At 75.5% G+C, this 15586-nt stretch carries 15 protein-coding genes; 7 read left to right on the top strand and 8 right to left on the bottom strand.

Going from position 1 to position 15586, the window contains the following annotated elements:
- Nucleotides 1-252: 252 nt before the first annotated feature.
- The 3 genes from ACIQVT_RS13865 to ACIQVT_RS13855 form a co-directional block, all read right to left on the bottom strand.
- On the bottom strand, nucleotides 253-1482 hold the full coding sequence (locus ACIQVT_RS13865) for a serine hydrolase domain-containing protein (RefSeq protein ID WP_403751714.1): 1230 nt from the start codon (nucleotides 1480-1482) through the stop codon (nucleotides 253-255).
- 310 nt (nucleotides 1483-1792) lie between these two features.
- The gene (locus ACIQVT_RS13860) at nucleotides 1793-2260 is read right to left on the bottom strand and encodes a hypothetical protein (RefSeq protein ID WP_403751712.1); all 468 of its coding nucleotides are present in this window, start codon (nucleotides 2258-2260) and stop codon (nucleotides 1793-1795) included.
- 314 nt (nucleotides 2261-2574) lie between these two features.
- The gene (locus ACIQVT_RS13855) at nucleotides 2575-3684 is read right to left on the bottom strand and encodes a PP2C family protein-serine/threonine phosphatase (protein WP_403751710.1); all 1110 of its coding nucleotides are present in this window, start codon (nucleotides 3682-3684) and stop codon (nucleotides 2575-2577) included.
- Between the two features lie 248 nt (nucleotides 3685-3932).
- Here ACIQVT_RS13855 and ACIQVT_RS13850 point away from each other — a divergent pair, with 248 nt between their 5' ends.
- Nucleotides 3933-4832 (top strand): GNAT family N-acetyltransferase, encoded by a 900-nt coding sequence (locus ACIQVT_RS13850; protein ID WP_403751708.1) that lies wholly within the window; start codon nucleotides 3933-3935, stop codon nucleotides 4830-4832.
- 33 nt (nucleotides 4833-4865) lie between these two features.
- Here ACIQVT_RS13850 and ACIQVT_RS13845 read toward each other — a convergent pair whose 3' ends face one another.
- The 5 genes from ACIQVT_RS13845 to ACIQVT_RS13825 form a co-directional block, all read right to left on the bottom strand.
- Nucleotides 4866-5771: a Gfo/Idh/MocA family protein gene (locus ACIQVT_RS13845; RefSeq protein ID WP_403751706.1), complete on the bottom strand. Its 906-nt coding sequence runs from the start codon at nucleotides 5769-5771 to the stop codon at nucleotides 4866-4868.
- Nucleotides 5772-5806: 35 nt separating this feature from the next.
- Nucleotides 5807-6790 carry an ATP-grasp ribosomal peptide maturase gene (tgmB, locus tag ACIQVT_RS13840; RefSeq protein ID WP_403751704.1) on the bottom strand — a complete coding sequence of 328 codons (984 nt, stop codon included), beginning with the start codon at nucleotides 6788-6790 and terminating at the stop codon, nucleotides 5807-5809.
- Nucleotides 6791-6808: 18 nt separating this feature from the next.
- Nucleotides 6809-7000 (bottom strand): putative ATP-grasp-modified RiPP, encoded by a 192-nt coding sequence (gene tgmA, locus ACIQVT_RS13835; RefSeq protein WP_071376133.1) that lies wholly within the window; start codon nucleotides 6998-7000, stop codon nucleotides 6809-6811.
- Between the two features lie 222 nt (nucleotides 7001-7222).
- The gene (locus ACIQVT_RS13830; protein WP_403751701.1) at nucleotides 7223-8089 is read right to left on the bottom strand and encodes a fructosamine kinase family protein; all 867 of its coding nucleotides are present in this window, start codon (nucleotides 8087-8089) and stop codon (nucleotides 7223-7225) included.
- A gap of 653 nt (nucleotides 8090-8742) precedes the next feature.
- The gene (locus ACIQVT_RS13825; RefSeq protein ID WP_403751699.1) at nucleotides 8743-9621 is read right to left on the bottom strand and encodes a hypothetical protein; all 879 of its coding nucleotides are present in this window, start codon (nucleotides 9619-9621) and stop codon (nucleotides 8743-8745) included.
- A gap of 284 nt (nucleotides 9622-9905) precedes the next feature.
- Between ACIQVT_RS13825 and ACIQVT_RS13820 the strand changes: the two genes are divergently transcribed.
- The 6 genes from ACIQVT_RS13820 to ACIQVT_RS13795 all read left to right on the top strand — a co-directional run bounded on the left by ACIQVT_RS13820 (nucleotide 9906) and on the right by ACIQVT_RS13795 (nucleotide 15437).
- Entirely contained in the window at nucleotides 9906-10499 is a 594-nt protein-coding gene (locus ACIQVT_RS13820) for a hypothetical protein (RefSeq protein WP_403751697.1), read from the top strand.
- A 136-nt stretch (nucleotides 10500-10635) separates the two neighbouring features.
- The gene (locus tag ACIQVT_RS13815) at nucleotides 10636-11313 is read left to right on the top strand and encodes a class F sortase (protein ID WP_403751695.1); all 678 of its coding nucleotides are present in this window, start codon (nucleotides 10636-10638) and stop codon (nucleotides 11311-11313) included.
- A 184-nt stretch (nucleotides 11314-11497) separates the two neighbouring features.
- The gene (locus ACIQVT_RS13810) at nucleotides 11498-12451 is read left to right on the top strand and encodes a LysR family transcriptional regulator (protein WP_403751693.1); all 954 of its coding nucleotides are present in this window, start codon (nucleotides 11498-11500) and stop codon (nucleotides 12449-12451) included.
- 40 nt (nucleotides 12452-12491) lie between these two features.
- Nucleotides 12492-12977 carry a hypothetical protein gene (locus ACIQVT_RS13805; protein ID WP_403751691.1) on the top strand — a complete coding sequence of 162 codons (486 nt, stop codon included), beginning with the start codon at nucleotides 12492-12494 and terminating at the stop codon, nucleotides 12975-12977.
- Nucleotides 12978-13080: 103 nt separating this feature from the next.
- The gene (locus ACIQVT_RS13800; protein WP_403751689.1) at nucleotides 13081-13875 is read left to right on the top strand and encodes a maleylpyruvate isomerase family mycothiol-dependent enzyme; all 795 of its coding nucleotides are present in this window, start codon (nucleotides 13081-13083) and stop codon (nucleotides 13873-13875) included.
- A gap of 194 nt (nucleotides 13876-14069) precedes the next feature.
- Nucleotides 14070-15437 (top strand): alkaline phosphatase PhoX, encoded by a 1368-nt coding sequence (locus ACIQVT_RS13795; protein WP_403751687.1) that lies wholly within the window; start codon nucleotides 14070-14072, stop codon nucleotides 15435-15437.
- Nucleotides 15438-15586: the final 149 nt, after the last annotated feature.

Raw genomic sequence — 15586 nt, 5'->3', positions numbered from 1 at the left:
GGCCGTGACGGACGTACCGCGGCCGTACGGTCTCGCCGGTCTCCGTCGCCGGATCACGCCCTGTAGGAAAATCTTCGAGATCGCCGTGCGTACTTCCGGGGAAGCGGGGCAATCGATGGAGGAGCCGCCCGGGGACGTCCCCCCGCCCCGGGCGTGGCATCTCCGCCGGCGGCCGATCCCCCCCCAGGCCGCCGGCGGAGCCATGTCCGGTGGTCGCCGGCCCCGGCCCCCGGTTCGTGCGGCGGCGGTGACTCACCTGGCGGCCGGCTCCGCCGGCAGATCGAACACGTGCCGCGGGGAGATGATCCGCGTGATCGCCTGGCCGAACAGCGTGCTGGGTTCGTTGTTGCCGTGGTCGATGTCGGTGTTGAGCACCACCACCAGCGTCGTGCGCGTGGCGGGGAGGTAGATGGTCAGCGACTCGTAGCCGGGCAGCGAGCCGTTGTGGCCGATCCAGCCCTGCACGTCGAAGATGCCCAGCCCGTAGCCGGCGCCCGGGATCGGTGTCGCCGGGGTGGTGAGGCGCTGCTTCTGCGTGGCGGCGCTGACCATCCGCCGCCCGTCGGGCAGCCGGCCGGTGGCCACCGTGGGCGCCCAGGTCCGCAGATCGTCGAGGGTCGAGATCATCGCGCCGGCCGCCCAGCCCCAGGACGGGTCCCAGTCGGTGGCGTCGGCCGTCTTCCCGTTCGCCGTCTGGTTCGTGTAACCCTGCGGGTGCGGCGAGGGGAACTCGGCGCCGGCCGGGAACAGCGTGTGCCGCATGCCGGCCGGATCGAGGATGTGCCGCTGGATGTAGTCCCCGAGACGCAGGCCGCTCCTCCGCTCCACCACCAGGCCGAGCAGGATCAGGTTGGTGTTGCTGTAGTAGAACTTCTCGCCCGGCTGGAAGAGCACCGGGTGCTTGAAGGAGTAGGCCAGCAACTGCCGGGGCGTGAAGGGGCGTCGGGGGTCGGAGGTGAGCGCCTTGAAGAAGGCGTCGTCCTCCGAGTAGTTGAACAGTCCGCTGCGCATGCCCGCCAGTTGACGCAGGGTGATCCGGTCGCCGTTGGGCACGCCGCGGATGTACCTGCCGATGGGGTCGTCCAGGCCGACCTCGCCCCGGTCCACGAGCTGGAGCAGGGCGGTCACGGTGAACGTCTTCGTCTCGCTGCCGATACGGGTGTACATGTCCGGGGCCATCCGGCGGCCCGTGGACTTGTCGGCGACACCGAAGGAGCGGACGTAGTCCGGCTGTCCGGGCGTCCAGACCCCTACGCTGACGCCGGGTGTGCCGGTCTCGCGCATCACCCGCCGTACGGCGGCGTCGACCTGGCGTGCCACGCCGGGGGAGAGGGCGCGGACGTCCGGGCCCGAGGCGGACGGGGTGGGCGTGCCGGCGGCGGGCGCGGCCGGAGCGGTCCCCGCGGCGAGGGGCACGAGCAGCGCTCCGGCGAGCGCGGCGGCGATGACCCCCCTGCGCAGGCGTGCGGACGAAGGCGACATGGGCTGGCTCCAACCACGTGAGAGACGCGTGAGAGACGACCTGCGAGACGTCCGAGCCCGGATCCCCCAGCATAGGAGTGCTCCGACCGCCGCGCGCGCCGGCCGTACCGCGCCCCGTACGCGAGCGCCCCGCCTCGGCCGCCCTTCCGCCCGGTCCGACGGCCGCACCCGGCCCGCCGAGCGGCCGACGCGGGGCGTACCGGCGTCAGGGAGCGGCCCACGGGCCCTCCGCGCCGAGCCACGCGCCTTGCGACAGGCCCGTCACGATGCCGCCTCAGGGCCCGGCGCCGGCCCGGCCCCGCGTGCTCCGCTACCGCCCGCACAGCGGCGCCAGCACGGCCAGGGTGCCGTTGGCGAGCCGGAGCGCCTCCTCCAGGGCGCCGGGCGCGTGCAGGGTGCCGCTGCCGTCGGGCGGTACCAGCCACTCCAGGTAGCGGGCGGACCGGTACGGCGGCGGTACCGCCACCCAGGCGCCCTTGCTCGCGTACCGCAGTCCGGCGCCCACCCAGCCCCCGGACGGGTCCGGCGGCAGGAGGAAGCCGACCCGCCCGGCCACCGTGTCCACCAGCGTCGGCCCCGGCACGGGCAGCGCGGGCCGCCACAGCAGGTCCAGGGTGAGCAGGCCCAGCCGGTCGGGGACGCTCAGCACGTCCCAGAAGCGGCCCGCCTCCAGCAGGGCGATGCCCTCGCCGTGGTCCCACTCCCACTTGCAGCCGCGTGGATCGGCCGCCGCCGCGGCCAGCCACTCCACGCCCCGCGTCCACATCGTGTTCGTCATGCGCTGCTCCGGGTCTCCTCGCCCGCCTGCCTGAGCGCAGGGAGCAACCGTGCCCGGGCACCGCGCACGTCCGCGCAGCCACCCGGCATATGCATGGTTGTGGATAGTTCTACGGCGCGGAAGGGGTGGCGGACCGTGGCGTTTGAGCCGGGACGTTCGAACCCCGCGCGCCGGTTCGGCAGCCGGCCGGGGGGTGACGCGTCACGTCCACGGCGCCGGACCGCCACCGGAAGGCGCGTTTCACGCGGGGAAGCGAACGAATCGAGCGCGGGGCGTCGATCCGGGGGGCCCGGGGCCACGGCGGCGCGCGCGGGTCACGCCGTCGCCGGCGGATCGGGGGACAGCACCAGCATGGTGGCGTCGTCACGGACCGCGTAGCGCCGCTGGGCCAGGTCCGCCCACACCGCTCCCGGCAGCTCGGCGGACGGGGTGTCCGCGAGCGCGGCCAGCCGCTCGGGCACCGGATAGAAGGCGTCGGTGGCGTCCCGCGCCTCCCACACCCCGTCCGAGGCCAGGAACAGCCGGTCGCCCGGACCGAGCGCCACGGTGACCTCCTTCGGCGGGCCGACGCCCACCAGTCCGATCCCGAGCGGCGGACCGGGCGCGACGGCCACCTCCCGGGCCTGCCCCTCGCACAGCAGGACGGGCGCCGGATGACCGCACGCCACCAGCCGCACCGCCGCCGTCCCCCCGGCGAACTCCACCAGCAGCGCCGTCGCGAACAGCTCCGCGTGCCGTACGTCCGCCGAGTCCACCGCCAGCCGGCGGTCCATGCGGGCCGCCACCGACTCCAGGTCCGGCTGGTCCAGGGCCGCCTCCCGGAACGCCCCCAGCAGCGACACCACCGTCGCGACCGCCGCCAGCCCGTGCCCCCGCACGTCCCCCATCACCGCGCGCACCCCGTAGGGCCCCTCCCGCACGTCGAAGAAGTCCCCGCCCACCAGCGTCCCGTTCTCCGCGGCCCGGTAGAACGCCGCGCACCCGACCCGACCCACCCGATCCGGCAGCGGCGGCAGCACGGCCCGCTGCACCGCCTCGCCGATGGCCCGCTCCGTGTCCAGCTGCGCGTCCCGACGGCTGCGCACGTAGGACACGAACACGCTCAGCGCGGCCACGAACACGATGGTCAGCAGGTCGGTGCTGCCGGGCCGGTTCAGATGCGTGGCCGGCACGTTCAGCACCACGACCACGCCCACGCCCAGCAGGGCGGTCAGCACCGGGCCGTACGACAGGACCGCCAGCGGCGGGATGGCACCCAGCAGGAAGCCGACGTCACGCGCGTCGGGCGTCACCAGCGTGGCGACGGTGACCGTCACCAGCAGGAGCACGGGCAGCACCCGTACCCACCACGGTGGCGGCGCGCCCCGCAGCCAGCCGCGATGCTCCCGGTTCCCGTGCGACGACCAGCCGCGCACCGATCCCACGTTCCCAAGCTACGCCGCCACCGCCCGGGCGGCCCGCCACCGGGTACACCGGAGCGCGCGGGAAAACCGGTGGACGCCCGGCCCGCGGGTCGCCTACGGTGTGGCTCACCACGCCCGAAGCGGACGGAAGAAGGAGGCGAGCGCGATGCAGGTCACCACCATCCGGCGCTCCTCCCTCCCCGTGCCGCGGGCGTGTCACGTCTGATCCGACCGGGAGCGCCGCACACGCACGCATCCCGGAGGAACCCTTGACCGACCTGGTCATCCGCACGCTCGACGCGAGCAGTGCCGCCCTGTTCCACACCATGCCCGACCCGCTCGCCCTCGCCGAGAAGCACCGCCGCACCCACTACCGCCCCGACTGGCAGCGCGTCGCGCTGCGTGACGGCCGCACCGTGGCCCGCGCCGCCTGGTGGGGCCGGCCCGAGGACACCGAGCCCCTGGTGATCAACTGGTTCGACGTGGCCGACGGCGAGGAGGCGGCCGGCGCCGAACTGCTGGGGACGGCGCCCTGGCGGACCCCCGAACTCGAACTCGACCTGCCCGCCGGCTGGCGCGACGACCCGCGCCTACGGGCCGCGGCCGAGGCGCGCACAGCCGCCGCGCGTCGGGCCGGCTACACCCCCCTGGTGGAACGCTTCACCTACCGCTGGACCCGCGACCTGGGACTGCCCCGGCGGCCCGGCCGGCTGCACTTCACGCCCGAACCGGACGACGCGGTCTTCCACGCCCTGCTGCGCCGCATCCACTCCGTCACCCTCGACGCGCACGCCCTCCGGGCCATCGAGCAGGGCGGCGTCGACCAAGCGGCCCGGGAGGAGCTGGACGTACTGCGCTCACTCCCTTCCCCGCGCGACTGGTGGCGCATCGCCCGCACCCCCGGCGGCGACCCGGCCGGCATCCACGTCCCGGCACGCAACTCCGGCGGACCGTGCGTCGGCTTCATCGGCGTGGTCCCGGAGCACCGCGGCCACGGATACGCCTACGACCTGCTCGCCGAGTGCACCCACTTCCTGGTCTCCCAGGGCGCCGACTCCATCGCCGCCGCCACCGACCGGGGCAACCGGCCGATGGCCGCGCACTTCGCCACGGCCGGCTATCCCGTCCTGCGGGAACGCGTCAACTACTGGGCCGACAGCACCGGGTGACGCGGCCGGCAGCCCGGCGCGGCGTCCCCGCCCTCATCCGCCGGCGCGGGCCTGCCCGGTGCCCTCCGACAGGAGGGTCTCCGCCGCCGCGAGGATCTCGGTGACGCGGAGGCCGAAAGCGGCGTCACAGGGGTGCGGGCGGCCGGTGCCGGCCGCCCGCACCAGGGCTTCGGCGGCCCGGGCCAGCGCGGGCACCGCCCCCTCGGAACTCCCCGGCAGGGCGGTGACCCCCGCCTCACCCCGCAGCTCCACGTCCGCCCCGGCCGCCGCGGGCGGGGCCGACAGGCCCAGGGTGAGCGTGCTCGACGCGCCGGTGGCGTGCTCCAGGACCAGGTGGACGGTGTCCGCGGGACCGTGCGCCGCGGCCAGGACCTGCCGTACGTCGCCGAGGACCGGTAGCAGCACCGACAGGGCGTGCGGGCCGACGTCCCACAGCGCGCCCTTCTCCCGCCGCCACGGCGAGGCCGCGAACGGACTGTCGGTCGTGAACACCGCCCCGAGCCACTGCGCCCGCGCCGTGAACCAGCCCCCCACCGCGGCCTGTTCCCCGATCCAGTCGGCCGGCTCCCGCTGGAAGCGCGCGGTGAAGAACACCACCGACGCCACCCCGGCCCGCGCCACCGCCTCCGCCACGGACCGCGCGTCCGCCACCGACACCGCCAGCGGCTTGTCGAGCAGCAGGTGCCGGCCCGCCTCGGCCGCCCGCACCGCGAACCCGGCCTGCACGGAGGGCGGCAGGGCCACCGCCACCGCGTCGACGTCGGCCAGCAGGGCGTCCACGTCGGCGTACGCCGGCACGTCGTACTCCGCCGCCAGCGACGCCGCCGCCTCCGGCCGGCGCCCCCACACCCCGGCGAACTCCACGCCGGTGTGCCCGGCCAGGGCGGGGGCGTACGCCGCCCGCGCCCACGGGCCCGTCCCCAGCAGTCCGATGCGCATCCCACGTTCCTCTCTCCGCGCCGTCCCCCGCGGCCTCACGATGCCGTACTCCGTTCACCCCGCGCGCACCCGTGGCCCGGCCGTTCCTCCTCGGCGAGCCACGCGGCGATGGTGGCGGCGATCGGCTGCCCCGTGTCCATCTCCACGAACCCGAACTGGCCGGACTGGTTGCACTCCAGGAACCACCAGATACCGTCCGCGTCCTCCGCGAAGTCGAACGCTCCGTAGGCCAGTTCCGCGTCCCGCAGATAGCGCAGCACGCCCTCGGCGACACGCGGCGGCACCTCCACGGGCAGCCACGGCGAGATGGACGGGGCGAAGCGCACGTCCACGTCGTCGGGACCGGCGTCCGGGTCGGCGGGCTTGCGGGCGGCCAGCAGGGTGGTGCCCACGGCGGTGAGCCGGATGTCGGCCCGCTTGGCGATCCGCCGCTGTAGCAGGGTCGGCCCGAAGGCGACCGCCGCGAAGTCGGCGTCCGGCGCGACCCGGCTGGTCGGCACCGCCCGCGGCGGCTCCTGCGGGTGAGCGCCGGAGACCGGTTTGACCACCAGGTCGGGGAAGCGCTCCGCGAACGCCCGGGCCGCCTGCGGGAACGTCGTGATCAGCGTGGCCGGCACCGGCAGGCCGCTGCCCTGGGCGAGGCGCAGCTGCCAGGGCTTGTGGCGGGCCCGGCGGGCCGCGTCCGGATGGTTCATCCAGCGGGCGTCACCGGAGCGCAGCATGCCGTACAGGGCCTGCGACGACTCCTCCGTCAGCCAGGCCGACGGCTGGGCGGCGCGGGCGGCGGGACTCCCCGGTCTGCGCACCCAGACGGAACGCAGACCGCCGATGCCGACCAGCCGCCCCCCGACGGACAGGTGGCCGCGGCAGCTGCCGTGGACGAACTCGCCCGACAGCGAGACCCCGTTGGTCAGGTCGGCAGGGTCGAGCCGGACGACGGGCACCCCGGCCTCGCCCAGCCGGAGGACCACCATGTCCGCCGTCACGTCCTCTTCACTGGTCAGGATGAGCACGGTCATCTTCTCGGCGTCCGCGGTTCAGTCGTCGAAGTGCGTCTTGGAACCGGCGGTCGAGGTGGTGGTCCCGAGCGCTCTCAACGTCGCGTGATCGGTGGCGGCGGCCCGCCCGTCCGGGAGGACGTTCAATTGCAGCCCGGAGTCGTACGCGTACGGAGTGGTGACGTCCAACTGCACAGCGGGCCGCGCGTAGTTGAGCGTGAACGGTTGCATGGTCTCTCCCTGATTAGGCTTTCACGTCCTTATACGAGCCGAACGGGTGATTGGTTTCCTCACGCTCCGTGATCACGGGCCGGGAGGGGCGAGGACCGCGCCCGTGCGAGGAGACGGACACCGTGCAGTCCCGTCGACGCGCCGGAGACCCTCGGCCCGTACGGGTACCCGGTATTCGGGCGGGGGAGGCCGGCCCGCCGCGCTCCCGCGGGTGGCACCGGGTCAGCGCGCGAGCGCCTCCCGCGCCACCGCCAGGGCCCGGTCCGCGTACGACCTCCCGAACAGCACGACGTGCACCAGGAGCGGGAACAGCTGGTGCAGGCCCACCCGTTGCTCCCAGCCGTCCGCCGGCGGGGCCACCTCCCTGTAGCCGGCGAGGATCCGGTCCAGCTGGGGGCAGCCGAACAGCCCGAGCATCGCCAGATCGGTCTCCCGGTGTCCGCCGTGCGCGGCCGGGTCGATGAGCCGGACCTCGTCGTCCGCACCCCACAGCACGTTGCCGTTCCACAGGTCGCCGTGCAGCCGGGCCGGCGGCTCCGGGGGGCCGGCCAGCTCCGGCAGCCGCTCGCAGACCCGCTCGAACAGAACGGCCTCACCGGGGCGGAGCGTGCCCCGGTCGGTGGCGGCGCGCACGTACGGCAGCACGCGGTGCCCGGCGTACCAGCGGGGCCAGTCGGTGCCCGGCGCGTTCCGCAGCGGCGCGTTCCCGATGTAGGCGTCCTCGGGGCCGCCCGGCGGAGGCGCGCCCAGGTGGGGCGCGCCGGCCGCGTGCAGAGCGGCGAGGGCCCGCCCGAAGCGGACCGCCGCCTCCGGGCCGGGGGCGCCGGTCGCCACCCGCTCGGTCACCATCCAGTGCTCGTCGTGTCCCAGCACCGCGGGCACCCGGACCGCGTCCGCCTGGGCCAGCCAGCGCAGCCCCGCCACCTCGGCGCGTACGGCGCGCGGACCGCCGCCGCGTTTCACCATCACCGGTGTCCCGCCGTCCAGCAGCACCTCCGCGGGCGACCCCGGCACCGTACGCACCCGGCCGGCCGGACGCCCGGTCAGCCGGGTCGCGACCCGCGCCGGATCCTCGTCCCACTCGCCCACGTCCCCAGCGTACGGTCCCGACCCGGCCCCGGCGGACGGAACCCCACGCCTGACAGAGCCACCCAGCCAACGGCGGGAGTCCCGCCCACCGGAGACACGGCTCGGCACGGACTCCCGACGCGGGGGCACGCCCGGCACGGCTCACCCCCTGCCGGCTCGGCCGAGGCCGTACCCGGACGGTGCCCGCGTCGACCCGCCGGGCGTGAGCGGGGGACCGGCCGGCCTGCGCCTGGCAGGGGACTTTCGCGTTCCCAATCCCCCCGGCGGGACTTCGCGTCAGGCGCCGCGCGCCTTCGCCGGGCACGGGGCCGAGGCACCGCCCGGCCTCTCCCAGGCCTGGCGCGGGCGAGCCCCGGACCGCCGCCGCCCGCGTCGACCCGCCGGGCGGGCCGGGAGGCGGCTCGGCCCCGGGGGAGGCCGTGCCGGAACGGTCGCCGTCCGGGCACGGCCCATCGGGTGTAACCGGGAGACTGGCGGGAGGCGTGCCGCGCAGCGGGCTCGGTTCTCCGTACCCCCGGCGGGACTGGGCGTCAGGCGGCGCGACGCTTCGCCGGGCACGGGGTACCGCCCGGCCTCTCCCGGGCCTGGCGTCGGCCAGTCCCCGGACCGTCGTCGGCCCGGTCCGGTACCCGGTCGGGCGCCGGCCGTCGAAGTCAGCCGGCGACGGGGTACGACGACGGGGGGAGTCCCACCGGGTTGGCGGGTGGGAGCAGACCGGAGTCGAGGACGCCGCGGGCCAGCGGCTCCAGGAGGCCGGCCAGGCGTCCGGTGCGCTCGGCCCCCAGCGCGGTCCACGGACCCTCGGCCGCCGCGTCGGTGCGCGCCTCCGCCTCCGCGCGCAGGGCGGCCCCCGCCGGGGTGAGCGAGCCGTCCGCCGCGAGCCGTCCGGACTCGCGCAGCCGCGCCGCGGCCGCCTCCCAGTCCGCCTCCTCCCACTTGCGTGTCGTACGCAGGAACTGCCCGTCGGACTCGCCGGCCGCCGCCTTGAGGACCATCGCCTCGACCGGCCCGATCCCCAGGCTCACCAGCACCGCGACATGTGAGTCGCCCCGGTGCTCCCGCAGGGTCGTCAGGGCCTGCCAGAGCCGGGCGGCGGGCCGTTCGGGGCGTTCGAGCGCCTGGTTGGCGGCGCTCAGCACCCGGCCGGTGGTGTCCGCGGCCGCTGCCGCCTCCCACGCCAGCTCCGCGGCCTCGGCGAAGTCGGCCGAGCCGACGGCGTCCGCCCCGAACCGGCTGGTCATCGCCGCGTCCACCGCCTCCTCCCGGGCCGCCAGCACGTCGGCCGGGGTCGCGTACCCCCAGGCGTCCGGCAGCGCCCGGGCCACCCGGGCGGGATGGAAGACGTAGAAGCAGCTCGTCACCACGGACGGCGCCACCGCGCCCAGGGGCGCGGCGCGCAGGGCGAAGTACCCCATCCAGTAGCCGCGCAGGCCGAGCTCTTCCGCTGCCCGGTGCGCCTCCGGTGCGAAGTACACGAGGTCGTGCACGGGTTCGTACCGTTCCCACAGCGCCCGCGCCATCCCGTCCGCCACTGCTTCCTCCCACCGCCTCGGCCTGCCGTGCTGTCGGCACCCAGCCTGCGTTATGACGGCTGTCATAACAAGGGGTGGGACGTCACCGCAGGGGCAGTCCCGCCGACTGGACCGTACGGGGGGCCGTGGGGCTGCCGCGCTGGGGCAGACGGGTGGCGTGGTGACCCGGCTGGACGGCTCGGATGGTGGGAGCCCACGGCCTCACTGACGGTGGTTCATGTCAGGGCCGGGTCCACCCAGCTGATGAGGTGTCCGCTGACCGGCCATGGCGGAAGGACATCACTATGCGCTCTGCCCGCATGCTCCTGGCCACCGCGGCCGCCACCGCCGCGTTCTCCTTCGCCACTCCGGGAGCCGCGTTCGCCGTTCCCGCCGGCGACCACGACGACTCCTCGTACAGCAAGGAGCACGACAGCGGCTCCGACAGCGACCACGACAAGGGTGACGACAGCGGCCACGACAAGGGATCCGGAAGGGATCACGACAAGGATTACGGCGACGAGCACGGCGGCGGCCGGGAACACGACGAGCCGCGCGGCGGAATGCACACGGGTGGCGGAGCACTCGCCGTGCTGCGCGGCGACGACTGGAACTCGGACCGCGACGACAGCCGCTTCGACCCCGAGAGCTACCGCGACAAGGGCGACAAGGGCGACAAGGGTGACAAGGGCGACAAGGAGAGCGGTGACAAGGGCGGCGGCGGCCACGACAAGGGCGGCTGGGGCGACGACCACGAGAAGCCGCGCGGTGGCATGCACACCGGTGGCGGCGCGCTCGCCGCTCCCGGGACCACCGCGGGCGGCATCGCCGTCCTGGCCGTAGGCGCCGCCGGCGCGTACGCGCTGCGCCGCAGGAAGGCTGCCCAGCCGGCGTCCTGACGGGACGGCACGTCCCAGGGGTCGCGGACGCCGCCGGCGCACCTCCGTGCCGGCGGCCCGTGCCCCGGGCGCCGCGCCACGGCGTGCCTCCCTGCCCTGAGATTCCCGTGCTGCCGTGCCCGAGAGGTGGTGTCCGATGGCAGCAGATACGTCCTCCCCGTCCTCCCCGTCCCCCGCGCCGGACGAGCGGGGCTCCGGCGGCCGGCTGACACTGTGGGGCGTGGCGGTGGCCGTCCTCGCCGTCAGCATGTTCGGCGGTCACCAGCGGCCGGACGGCACGCCGGGGGCACTGCCCCACCCGTCCCGTCCGGCGGGCGTGACGGCCGCCGCGCCCGTCGACCCGCACCGGGTCGGTGAGGCGCTGCCCCGGTCCGAGCCGACCCGGCTGCTCATCCCGAAGATCTCCGTGGACGCCCCCTTCACCACTCTGGCCCTCAACGCCTCGGGCCAGCTCGAGCCGCCGCCCGCCGCGGACACCAACCTGGTCGGCTGGTACGCCAAGGGCGCCTCGCCCGGCGAGGAGGGCACCGCGGTCATCGCCGGGCACGTCGACACGGCGGTCTCCGCGGCGGTCTTCGCCGGCCTCGACCAGCTGACGCCCGGCGACCGGTTCTCCGTGGAGCGGGCCGACGGGCGTACTGCCGACTTCGTCGTGGACGACGCCGAGTCCTTCCCCAAGGACGATTTCCCCAGCTCCCGCGTGTACGCGGACGCCTCGCGCCCAGAGGTCCGGCTCATCACCTGCTCCGGCGCGTACGACCACTCGGTGCGGGACTACACCGAGAACCTGGTCGTCTTCGCCCACCTGGTCTGAGCCCGCGCGACGGGGGCGGGCCGCCGCGGCCCGCCGTACGGATCCCGTGACCGGCGCACCCTGGCGGACCTGCGGCTTGTGCCGCGAACGGCGCCATGGAACGCTTCGGTCCGCCGCCCGCGCGCACGGGGCGCGCGGGCCGGGGCGCCGCGACCGGCGGCGGGGACGAACGGGGAGTGGACCGATGGAGCTGGAGCTGCGGCACCTGCGGGTGCTGTGCGCGATAGCGGACGCGGGCAGCGTGGGCCGCGCCGCCGCACAGCTGGGGTACTCGCAGCCCGCCGTCAGCACCCAGCTGCGGCGCATCGAACGCCACCTGGGCGAGGAACTCTTCGAGCGCGGCCCGAGCGGGGTGCGGCCCACACGGTACGGAGCCGAGGTCGTCGACCAGGCCCGGGACGTGCTCACCCGGGCCGCGGCGATCGGACACCGCCCGGCCGCCGGCCGCCCCCCGCACCGGACCCTGCGGATGGCCGCGACCAACTCACCCATGCTGTCCGGCACGGTCTCCCGCGTCCGCGCCAGGCTGCCGGACCTGTCCCTCGCGGTCACCAGCGTCTACGCCTCCTCGCGGATCGTGGAGCTGCTGGAGGAGGGCGCGGTGGACGCCGCCATCGCCGCCGACTACCCCGGCATGGAACTGCGGCACTCGGCCGGCGTACGCCACCGGGGCATCGTCACCGAACCCACGTTCGTCGCCCTGCCCGCCCGGCACCGGCTCCGGCAGTGCGCGCAGGTGCACCTCGCCGACCTGGCCGACGACGCCTGGTTCGTCACCCCGGACGACGGCGCCGGCTGGCCCGGGGTGTTCTACGACGCCTGCACGGCGGCCGGCTTCACGCCGCTCACCGTCCACGAGTTCCTCGGCGACCAGACCCAGTTGCAGAGCATGATCGCCGACGGGCTCGGGGTCTCCCTCGTCCAGCCGACGCTGCGGCCCGTCCCGCACATCCTGGTGAAACCGCTGGCCGGCTCCCCGCTGTGGTGCCGTTACGTCCTCGTCTGGCGACCGGACACCGTCGATGACGCCGTGGCGGAGACCCTGCTGGAGTCCGCCCTGGCGGCGTACCGCGACCTCGTCGCCCAGGCCCCGCACCTGCGCACCTGGGCCTCTCGCACCTGGAGCGTCGGGGCGTGATGGCGGGATGAGGGCGCGGCCGGCCGGGGAGGGGCCTGAGATGGGTTACGCACTGGAAGCGGTGATCGCGGGGGAGGAGCCGGCGCGTGCCGTGGCGCGGGCCGTCCCCGGAGCCCGGGTGGTGCCGCTCGGCCGGGGACTGGCGCTGGTGCCGGTGACGGACGAGGTCCGCGCCGCCGTCACGGGCGGCACGGGCCCGGCGACGCTCGGGTTCCGGTGGCTGCCGGCGGAGTTCGACGCGCTGCTCGCCCAGGGGTCCGCCCTGGGACCGGTCGCCTACGTGGAGGCCGAGTACTTCGGAGGCGTCGGCGAGGAGCGGGCCGCCGTATGGTCCGCCGGCGCGCTGGCGCTGGGGCCGCTGGACGCACCGACGAGGAGGCTGTTCCGCCGGGCGGCCGGCCCGGTCTGCCGGGCCCTGCGGCGGCTGGGCGTGCGGCGGGGACCGGGGCGGGACGAGTTCGAGGCCGTGGGACTGGGCCGGCACCGGGACACCGAGGACTGGGTCTCCTCCGGCGCCACGCGCTGACGGTTCCCGTACCGATCGTCCTCCTCCCGGCCGCCCCCGCGCGACGTCGCGCCGGCGGGAAAACCGTTGTCCCCGGGCCGGAGCCCGGTGATACACATCCGGGGTGCGAGACATTCTGGACTTCCCCGAACTGCTGCGTCTGATCGACGAGCGGTCGGCCGCCTTCCGCGAAGCGGTCGCCGCCGCGCCCGACCTCGACGCGCGGGTGCCCACCTGTCCCGAGTGGACGCTGTTCGACCTGGTGCGGCACCTGGGCGAGGGCCGCCGCGCCTGGGCCGCCACCGTCGCCGCGGGACCCGACGCCACGGGCAAGGCCGTACCGCCGGGGGACCCGGCCGTGCCCCGGGAGCGCGAGGCCCTGCTGGCCTGGTCGGCAGCGTCGACGCGGCAGCTGCTGGACGCGCTGCGGGAGGCCGGACCGGAGCGCGGCTGCTGGACGTGGTGGGGCAGGTCGCAGTCGCCGCGGACCTGCCGCGCCGTCGCCCGCCGCCAGCTCCACGAGATCGCGGTGCACACCTACGACGCCCAGCTCGCCTCGGGCGCCCCGCGGCCGCTGCCGGACGAGGTGGCCCTCGACGGTGTCGAGGAGTTCCTGTCCACCATCTGCACGACGACGGTCGCCTGGCCGCACGCGCCGGCCGCCGTCGACTACCACACCACCGAGGGCCGTTCCTGGCGCAACTGGCTCTCCGACGACGGCTCGCGGGCCGCCCGCCTGCCCGCGCCCGGTACGGCACCCGTCGCCGGCGCGGAACCGGACGCGGCCGACGCCTCCGCCCGGGGTACGGCCGCCGAGCTGGTCCTCGGCTTCTACGGCCGTATCCCGTTCGACTCCCTGGAGATCCACGGCGACCGGCGTCTGTTCGACCGACTGGCGGCCTGGGACCCGGAGCGGTAGCACGTCCGGGGAGCGGCCGGCACGCGTCGCCCGGACGCCGGCCCCCATCGGCTCCCCGGACGGACGAAGGGCGGCCGGAACCGGGCGCGGCAGGAGGATGACACGTGCTCCGCGCGTGGTTCCGGCGGCCCGCAGCAGGTGGTAGACACGGCGAGGTCACAGTTCCTGTCCGCCAGCAGGAAGGTCACCGCCGTATGTCCGCAACACGCCGTCAGGTCCTGTCCCGGGCGAGCGCCCTGGGAGCGGGCATCGCCTTCACCGGGGCCCTGTCCGAGCTCTTCGCGGGCACCGCGGCCGCGCACGGCGCGGGCCGCACCGGGTACGGCCCCCTCGTCCCCGACCCACAGGGCCTCCTCGACCTGCCGAAAGGTTTCCGCTACACGGTGCTCTCCCGCGAGGGGGACCGGCTCCGGTCCGGGGAGGGGCCCGTCCCCTCCCACCACGACGGCATGGCCGCCTTCGCCGGGCGAGGGGGCCGCACGCACCTCGTCCGCAACCACGAGAACCGCGTCACCGCCGCCTTCCCGGTCCCCCTCGTCAGCGGCCTCACCTACGACCCCGCGGGCAAGGGCGGCTGTACCGCCCTCACGCTCGACGGGGACCGGCGCGTACTGTCCGAACGGGTCGCCGTCGCCGGCACCGCCGTCAACTGCGCGGGCGGCCACACCCCGTGGGGCACCTGGCTGACCTGCGAGGAGACCGAGGACAGGGCGGGCACCAACGGCTACACCAAGGACCACGGCTTCGTCTTCGAGGTCCATCCCACCGACCCGCGCCGCACCGGCGCGGTCCCGCTGACCGCGATGGGCCGCTTCCAGCACGAGGCGATCGCGGTCGACCCCCGCAACGGCGTCGTCTACGAGACGGAGGACGCCTTCGAGAAGCCGTTCGGCCTCTTCTACCGCTTCCTGCCGGACAAGCCGCTGGGCGGCGTCGGCTCACTGCGCGCGGGGGGCCGGCTCCAGGCGATGCGGGTGCCCGGGGTCCGGGACCTGTCCACGGTGCGGGAGACCGGCGCCCGTTTCGACGGCATCGAATGGGTCGACGTGCCCGACCCGGCGGCCGCCACCACCCCCACCCGGTTCCAGGACTACGGCACCGGGGGCATCACGCACGCCCAGAAGCTGGAGGGCTGCTACTGGGGCGCCGCGTGCGTGTACTTCGTGTCGTCCTTCGCCCGGAGCGCGGACGGTTCCGCGGCCGACCACTACGGCCAGATCTGGCGCTACGACCCGGCGCGACGCCGGCTCACCCTGGTCGTCGTCTTCGGCCCGGACACCGACGTGCGGCTGCCCGGCGAGTCCCCGGACAACATCTGCCTCGCCCCCGGCGGCGGCCTGATGGTCTGCGAGGACGGCAACGGCGCACAGTACGTGTTCGGTCTGACCCGCACCGGCGAGGTGTACCCGATGGCCCGTGGCCGGCAGAACATCGGGACGGAACAGGCGCCCGAGTGGGGCGAGTTCGCCGGCGTCACCTTCGCCCCGGACGGGCGGACGATGTTCGTCAACTGCTACACCCCCGGGACCACGTTCGCGGTGACGGGTCCGTGGCGCGGTTAGGGTCCTTCGTTCGGATCGGGCCCGCGAGCCCGGTCTGATCCGAACGAAGGACCCTGGAGCGCGGCCGGCGGTGAGCGCGCCGGGGCGGGCACGCACGGTGCTCGCCCCGGCGGACGGGGCGGATCCGGGCCGGGACCGGGTGCCGGCGG

This window comes from Streptomyces sp. NPDC100445, assembly GCF_044759735.1.
GTDB lineage: Bacteria > Actinomycetota > Actinomycetes > Streptomycetales > Streptomycetaceae > Streptomyces.
This window is presented reverse-complemented; position numbering and strand designations above follow the sequence as displayed.

What these genes read in the sequence shown, in the direction of transcription:
- ACIQVT_RS13795 (WP_403751687.1), top strand. Translation starts at nt 14,070, where the DNA reads ATGTCCGCAACACGCCGTCAGGTCCTGTCCCGGGCGAGCGCCCTGGGA.
- ACIQVT_RS13845 (WP_403751706.1), bottom strand. Translation starts at nt 5,771, where the DNA reads ATGCGCATCGGACTGCTGGGGACGGGCCCGTGGGCGCGGGCGGCGTAC.
- ACIQVT_RS13815 (WP_403751695.1), top strand. Translation starts at nt 10,636, where the DNA reads ATGGCAGCAGATACGTCCTCCCCGTCCTCCCCGTCCCCCGCGCCGGAC.
- tgmA (WP_071376133.1), bottom strand. Translation starts at nt 7,000, where the DNA reads ATGCAACCGTTCACGCTCAACTACGCGCGGCCCGCTGTGCAGTTGGAC.
- ACIQVT_RS13810 (WP_403751693.1), top strand. Translation starts at nt 11,498, where the DNA reads ATGGAGCTGGAGCTGCGGCACCTGCGGGTGCTGTGCGCGATAGCGGAC.
- tgmB (WP_403751704.1), bottom strand. Translation starts at nt 6,790, where the DNA reads ATGACCGTGCTCATCCTGACCAGTGAAGAGGACGTGACGGCGGACATG.
- ACIQVT_RS13865 (WP_403751714.1), bottom strand. Translation starts at nt 1,482, where the DNA reads ATGTCGCCTTCGTCCGCACGCCTGCGCAGGGGGGTCATCGCCGCCGCG.
- ACIQVT_RS13820 (WP_403751697.1), top strand. Translation starts at nt 9,906, where the DNA reads ATGCGCTCTGCCCGCATGCTCCTGGCCACCGCGGCCGCCACCGCCGCG.
- ACIQVT_RS13860 (WP_403751712.1), bottom strand. Translation starts at nt 2,260, where the DNA reads ATGACGAACACGATGTGGACGCGGGGCGTGGAGTGGCTGGCCGCGGCG.
- ACIQVT_RS13805 (WP_403751691.1), top strand. Translation starts at nt 12,492, where the DNA reads ATGGGTTACGCACTGGAAGCGGTGATCGCGGGGGAGGAGCCGGCGCGT.